General features: G+C 68.1%; 6 protein-coding genes and 1 pseudogene. 1 reads left to right on the plus strand and 6 read right to left on the minus strand.

Going from position 1 to position 6,882, the window contains the following annotated elements:
• Positions 1-4: 4 nt before the first annotated feature.
• From A5779_RS26080 to thrS, 6 genes are read right to left on the minus strand one after another with little or no spacing between them, the layout of a single operon-like run.
• Positions 5-1,075 (minus strand): NUDIX hydrolase, encoded by a 1,071-nt coding sequence (locus A5779_RS26080; protein ID WP_064886619.1) that lies wholly within the window; start codon positions 1,073-1,075, stop codon positions 5-7.
• A gap of 2 nt (positions 1,076-1,077) precedes the next feature.
• Positions 1,078-2,202, minus strand: coding sequence for a glycosyltransferase family 4 protein (locus tag A5779_RS26085; RefSeq protein ID WP_064886620.1), 1,125 nt, complete (start codon positions 2,200-2,202; stop codon positions 1,078-1,080).
• Between the two features lie 34 nt (positions 2,203-2,236).
• Positions 2,237-3,148: a phosphatidylinositol mannoside acyltransferase gene (locus A5779_RS26090; RefSeq protein ID WP_064886621.1), complete on the minus strand. Its 912-nt coding sequence runs from the start codon at positions 3,146-3,148 to the stop codon at positions 2,237-2,239.
• Positions 3,145-3,792, minus strand: a complete 648-nt coding sequence (gene pgsA, locus A5779_RS26095) for a phosphatidylinositol phosphate synthase (RefSeq protein WP_064886627.1) — start codon at positions 3,790-3,792, stop codon at positions 3,145-3,147. Before pgsA ends, A5779_RS26090 begins: the two co-directional genes overlap by 4 nt.
• Positions 3,789-4,352: an ATP adenylyltransferase gene (locus A5779_RS26100; RefSeq protein ID WP_064886628.1), complete on the minus strand. Its 564-nt coding sequence runs from the start codon at positions 4,350-4,352 to the stop codon at positions 3,789-3,791. Before A5779_RS26100 ends, pgsA begins: the two co-directional genes overlap by 4 nt.
• Positions 4,353-4,386: 34 nt before the next feature.
• Positions 4,387-6,435, minus strand: coding sequence for a threonine--tRNA ligase (thrS, locus tag A5779_RS26105; protein ID WP_064886622.1), 2,049 nt, complete (start codon positions 6,433-6,435; stop codon positions 4,387-4,389).
• A gap of 218 nt (positions 6,436-6,653) precedes the next feature.
• On the opposite strand from thrS, the pseudogene A5779_RS26110 reads away from it, so the two are divergent.
• Positions 6,654-6,882 (plus strand): annotated as a pseudogene (locus A5779_RS26110) (TIGR02611 family protein); the annotation flags it as partial.

Below are 6,882 nucleotides of genomic sequence, written 5' to 3' on the forward strand. Positions count from 1 at the left end.
GCAATCACCGGATGGCTTGCAGCTCCCGATGCGCGGTTCCACGCGTATTCGCCGGCGGCGCTGTCGGCTGTTCGGCCAGTTCATTGGCCTGAGCCAGCAGCTCACCCAGTTGAAGCGGATACACGGCCTCCCCGCCGGCAACCAACTCGGCGATCATTGTCTCATCGCACCAGCGGTGCCCGTGAATGTAGTGCCGCTCCAGCGTCGTGCGCCCCGTTGCCGAAGGCTCGAACCGGGTGGTGCGGTGGATGAAGAAGAACTCCTCGCTGCGGATCACCGAGGCGTTGAAGTCGATGACGGCGTCGCGCCGCCACACCGGCCCGACAAGCTCGGCCGGTGTCGCCTGCAGTCCGGTCTCCTCGGCGAGCTCACGCACCGCTGCGTCGACCAGCTCCTCGTCGGAGCGGACGGCGCCGCCGACGGTGAACCACCACCGCGGCGCTGGTTTGTCCGGGCTGTCGATCGCGGGGTCGCTGCCGCGCAGCAGCAGCACCGCGCCGGTCTCGTCGAGCAGCACCACTCGCGCGGAGGTCCGACGGCTCACCGGGTTGACCCCCAGGTTGGGCACAGCCTGGGCGTCGGGACTCTCTACGATCTCGAAATAGGTTGGCAGTGCGGCGGTTCCGCCGAGCCGAAGCGCCCGCACCATCGGGCGTTCCCGCAACGCCAGGGTGTCGCGGACGGCATCGTTGTGGAACCGCCGGGCCAGGAGCACCCGAGCCTCGGCATCGGCCAGTTCGGCGACCAGGGCGACCGGCAGCTCGGCGGGATCGACCGCGGTCAGTGCGGCCGAGAGCTCGTTCTCGGCGGCCTCACGTGCCGGCCGCGGGGCGCGTTCGGCGGCGTCTGCCAGCTTCGCGAGCCGTCTGCCCTCGGGGGCCCCGGCGTAGGCATCGACCGCGACGGCGCGGGCCACGACGGCCCGGCGCGCCAGTGCGCCGTCCAGCGCCTGCCACGACAGGTCGTAGCGCACATGGAGCCGGTCGAGTCGGTTGGCGGTCTGATACGCCCATCCCCCGATGAGCAACAGGACGACCAGCAGCGCCAGCGCCGCGATCACGATCCAGGTCGACATGGTTAGTCGCCCACCTGCACTTTCACCCCGGGGCTCGCCACGGTCTCGTACACCCGCATGATCTGCCCGGCCACCACCGACCAGTCGTAGCGTGCCACCCGCTCGGTGGCCGCGTCGATGTAGCGGTCGCGCAACGCCTCGTCGCCGAGAACCTCGATCAGCGCATCGGCCAGGGCGTCGGCGTCGCCGACCGGCACCAGGCGGCCGGCCTGGCCACCGTCGAGCACCCGGGTGAACGCATCTAGCTCGCTGGCCACCACGGGCGTCCCCGCCGCCATCGCCTCGACCAGCACAATGCCGAAACTCTCGCCGCCGAGGTTGGGTGCGCAGTACACGTCGGCGCTGCGCATGGCCGCGGCCTTGGCGTCGTCGTCGACCTGCCCGAGGAAATGCAGGTGCCCGGCGAGCTCGCCGGCCTGCTCCCGCAGCGCCTCCTCATCGCCACGGCCGACGACCAAGATCTCGATGTCACCGAACCGCCGAACCAGTTTCGGCAGGGCACCCAGCAGCACCGGCATGCCCTTTCGGGATTCGTCGAAGCGCCCGAGGAACAGCACGCTGCGGCCGGGCCGCGGATAGCCTTCGAGCCGAGGCGCATTCGCGAACGACGGCACATCGACACCGTTGGGAATCTCGACCGCGTCCGAACCGAGCGCCTCCATCTGCCAACGCCGGGCCAGGTCGGACACCGCGATGCGGCCGACGATCTTCTCGTGGAACGGGCGCAGGATTCCCTGAAACACACTGAGCGTCAACGATTTTGTCGTGGAGGTGTGAAAAGTCGCCACGATCGGCCCCTCCGCGGCCTGTAGTGCCAGCATCGACAGGCTCGGCGCGTTGGGCTCGTGCAGGTGCAGCACATCAAAGTCGCCCTCGGCGATCCACTTCTTGACCTTGCGGTGGGTGGCCGGTCCGAACCGCAGGCGAGCCACCGAGCCGTTGTACGGGATGGGGACGGCCTTGCCGCCCGACACCACGTAATCGGGCAGCTTCACGTGCGGCGACGACGGCGCCAGGACGCTGACGTGGTGTCCGCCGGCACGCATCACCTCGGCCAGTTGCAGCACATGGGATTGCACACCGCCCGGCACATCGAACGAATACGGACAGACCATCCCGATACGCATGGCTAGCTCCGTCGCCTCTTCGCGCAAGCGCTCATCAGGTGGTACCCAGTCGGGCACGACGTTCGTCGGACAGATCGGCCAGCCACTGCGGCTGCAGCATGTGCCAGTCTTCGGGGTGGGCGGCGATGTTGGCCTCGAACCGGTTGGCCAACGCCTGGATCACCACGGACACCTCCCCGGACGAGGTGTCGAGCGCGTCGAAGATCTCGACCACGCAGTCGTCCCCGTCGTAGTGGACATGCGCAGGAAACAGCGGGGCGCCGGTCTCGATCGCCAGCTTGGCCGGCCCGGCGGGCATCCGGGTGGGTTCACCGAAAAAGTCGACCTCCACCCCGTTGCGGGTCAGGTCGCGGTCGGCCATCAGGCAGACGAACATGTTGTTGCGCAACCGTTCCGAGAGCACCTCGAACGGTGGTCGCTCCCCGCCCGACAACGGGAAGACCTCGAATCCGAGGCTCTCCCGGTAGTCGATGAACCGCCGGTACAGCGATTCAGGCTTGAGGCGTTCGGCGACGGTGGCGAAAGTGCCGTACTGCTGGGCCAGCCACACGCCGGCCATGTCCCAGTTGCCGCTGTGCGGTAGCGCCAGTACACCGCCGAGGCCGGCGTCGTGGGCGGCGTTCAGTTTGTCCGCCCCGATGAACACCTCATCGACTCGCTTGGCCACGGCGATCAGGTCCATCGACGGCAACCGGAACGCCTCCCGCCAGTACCGGGCATAAGAGGCGAGCGAGGCACGGATCAACTCCTCCGGCACCTCGGACGGGGCCACCCCGATGACCCGGGCGAGGTTCTTCCGCAGCTGCTTCGGCCCGCCGCCGCGCGAGGCGTAGAGGGCACCCGCGTCGAACACGTTGCGCGCCACGATCTCCGGCATGGCGCGGACCAGCTGCCAACCTGCTGCGTAACCCAGGTCGGTCACCTGCCCGGACAGCGGAATGTTCACGAGGCTCCCGGGGGTTGCAGCGGGTCCATGGCGCCCTCCGACGTGCGCACCGCGTGCAGTCGCTGCGCCACGGTGACGACGCTGGCCACCGCCAGCAGCCACGCCGCGACCTGCAGCAGCCACGGCACATGCAGGAACGGCACGCCGGACAAGCCGGCGCCGACCAGCACGATCACCAGTCGCTCGGGGCGCTCGATGATCCCACCGTCGCCGCGCAGACCACTGGCCTCGGCGCGCGCCTTGATGTAGGAGATCACCTGAGAGGTGACCAGACAGATGAGAAGCGCGACGACCAGCGTCGCACTGTTCATGCCGAACGCCGCCCACCACAGCAGACCGGCGAACACCGCGCCGTCGGCTATCCGGTCACATGTCGCGTCCAGCACGGCACCGAACCGGGTGCCACCGCCACGTTCCCGGGCCATCGCACCGTCGAGCATGTCGGCGAGTACGAAGACGAACACCGCGAACGCGCCCCACCACAACTGACCGATCGGGAAGAGGGTCAGCGCGGCGGTCACCGTGCCGGCGGTGCCGAGAATGGTGACGATGTCGGGGGTCAGGCCCGCGCGCAGCGCCGCCTTGGCCACCGGCCGCGACAGCTTGACGTAGGCCGCCCGGCTCATCAGGAAGAGATTGCTCACGGCTGGCGGGCCCATTCTCCTGCCAGCAGCTCCCGGGTCTCGCTCAGCAGCTGCGGAATGACCTTGGCGCCACCGATGATCGTGATGAAGTTGGCGTCGCCGCCCCACCGCGGCACCACGTGCATGTGCAGGTGCTCGGCCAGCGATCCCCCGGCCGAGGTGCCCAGGTTCAGTCCGACATTGAACCCGTGCGGGCGCGACACGGCCTTCATGACGCGGATGGCCTTCTGCGTGAACGCCATCAGCTCGGCGCTCTCGGCCTCGGTGAGGTCCTCCAGTTCCGACACCCGCCGGTACGGCACCACCATGAGGTGGCCCGGGTTGTACGGGTAGAGGTTGAGCACGGCGTACACGAGTTCACCGCGGGCCACCATCAGGCCGTCCTCGTCGGACATCGCGGGGATGTCGGTGAACGGCTGCGACGAGCCGGCCGAGCCCACCTTCTGGTCGCTCTTGACCGCGTCGACGATGTAGCTCATCCGGTGCGGTGTCCACAGCCGCTGCAGATGGTCGGGTTCACCCACGCCATGATCGATGATGGACCGCTCATCCCCCGTCATCCGCATACCCGTCGGTTCTTCGCGCGAGCGCTCATCACAAGCCCACCGGTACCAGGTCCGCCGTCGGCACCGCGTTGTTGCGGTCGGCGATCCACTTCACGATGGCCTCCACGGCCTCATCGCGCGGCACACCGTTGATCTGGGTGCGGTCACCGAACCGGAACGACACGGCGCCGGCCTCCAGATCTTTGTCGCCCGCCAGCAGCATGAACGGCACCTTCTGGTTGGTGTGGTTGACGATCTTCTTCGCCATCCGGTCGTCGCTGCCGTCGACCTCGACCCGCACCCCGCGCGACTTCAGTTGGGCGGCAACGTCGTACAGGTAGTCCACGTGCGCGTCGGCCACCGGGATACCGACCACCTGCACCGGCGCCAGCCAGGCCGGGAACGCGCCCGCGTAGTGCTCGGTGAGCACCCCGAAGAAGCGCTCGATCGAGCCGAACAGCGCGCGGTGGATCAGCACGGGACGCTGACGTGTTCCGTCGGCGGCGGTGTACTCCAGCTCGAAGCGGTCGGGCATGTTGAAGTCCAGCTGGATGGTCGACATCTGCCAGTTGCGGCCCAGCGCGTCCTTGACCTGAACAGAGATCTTGGGGCCGTAGAACGCCGCGCCACCCGGATCCGGTACCAGGTCCAGACCGGAGGCCTCGGCGACCGAGCGCAGGGTCTCGGTGGCCTCGTCCCACATCTCGTCGGAGCCCACGTACTTGTCGGGATCCTTGGTGGACAGCTCCAGGTAGTAGTCGTCCAGGCCGTAGTCCGAGAGCAGGTCGAGCACGAACTGCAGCAGCGAGGTCAGCTCGTCGCGCATCTGCTCACGCGTGGTGTAGATGTGCGCGTCATCCTGGGTCATGCCGCGCACCCGGGTCAGCCCGTGCACCACGCCGGACTTCTCGTAGCGGTACACCGAGCCGAACTCGAAGAGCCGCAACGGAAGTTCGCGGTACGAGCGGCCCCGCGCCCGGTAGATCAGGTGGTGCATGGGGCAGTTCATCGGCTTGAGGTAGTAGTCCTGTCCGGGCTTGCGCACGGTGCCGTCGTCGTTGTACTCCGCGTCGATGTGCATCGGCGGGTACATGCCGTCGGCGTACCACTCCAGGTGACCGGACGTGATGTAGAGGTGCTCCTTGGTGATGTGCGGGGTGTTGACGAACTCGTAGCCGGCCTCGGAGTGCTTGCGCCGCGAGTAGTCCTCGAGCTCCTTACGGATCACACCGCCCTTGGGGTGGAACACCGGCAGGCCGGAGCCGAGCTCGTCAGGGAAGCTGAACAGGTCCAGTTCGACGCCGAGCTTGCGGTGGTCGCGGCGCTGGGCCTCCTCGATGAGCTCGAGGTGGCGGTCGAGAGCCTCCTGCGACTCCCAGGCCGTGCCGTAGACGCGCTGCAGGCTCGCGTTGTTCTGGTCACCGCGCCAGTACGCGGCGCTGCTACGGGTGAGTTTGAACGCCGGGATGTACTTGGTGGTGGGGATGTGCGGACCGCGGCACAGGTCGCCCCACACCCGTTCCTTGGTGCGGGCGTTGAGGTTGTCGTAGGCGGTCAGTTCGTCGCCGCCCACCTCCATCACATCCGGGTCACCGGACTTGTCGTCGACCAACTCGAGCTTGTAGGGCTCGCCGGCGAGCTCCTCGCGGGCCTGATCCTTGGATTCGTAGACGCGCCGGGAGAACAGCTGACCGTCCTTGACGATCTTCTGCATCCGCTTCTCGAGCTTCTGCAGGTCTTCCGGGGTGAACGGCTCGGCGACATCGAAGTCGTAGTAGAAACCATCGGTGATGGGCGGCCCGATACCGAGCTTGGCCTGCGGGAACAGGTCCTGCACGGCCTGGGCGAGCACGTGGGCGCACGAATGCCGGATGACGCTGCGGCCGTCGTCGGTGTTGGCGGCCACCGGAGTCACCTCGACGTCGGTGTCCGGGGTCCAGGACAGGTCGCGAAGTCGCCCCTCGCTGTCCCGCACCACCACGATCGCGTCGGGGGTCCCGCGGCTGGGCAGATCCGCCTCGCGCACCGCCGCGCCGGCGGTCGTCCCGGCCGCGACCCGGATCGGTGCAGCGGGGGCTGGGCTGAGGGCGGCGCTCATCGGGGAGTCTCCTACCATGCGTGGGCTAGTGCGAACGCTGTCATGCTATCGGGGTGGGCCATCGGGGTTGCTGATCAGGACCCCAGCCCGATGGGGCTCTTGAGCCACTCCTGCTCCAACCCGACAAGGCCCGCCGCGAAACCGACGACGCCGAACAGCCACAGCGTGCCGAGCACGACCAGTCCCGTGAACGCCGCACTGACCCCTTTGACCGCGATGTGCTGGCGGTCGGCATCGTGGCGATCCCGTACCCGGGACCCGGCTGGGCCATCGTGTTTCTCGGCCTGGCGATCCTGGCCAGCGAATTCGACTTCGCGAAGCGGGCGCTGCGTTACGTCCGGGCTCGCTACGACGTCGTGATGGCCTGGTTCGACCGCCAGCACATCGCGGTCAAAGGGGTCAGTGCGGCGTTCACGGGACTGGTCGTGCTCGGCACGCTGTGGCTGT

The organism is Mycolicibacterium peregrinum (assembly GCF_001665625.1).
GTDB classification, from domain to species: Bacteria; Actinomycetota; Actinomycetes; order Mycobacteriales; family Mycobacteriaceae; genus Mycobacterium; species Mycobacterium peregrinum_B.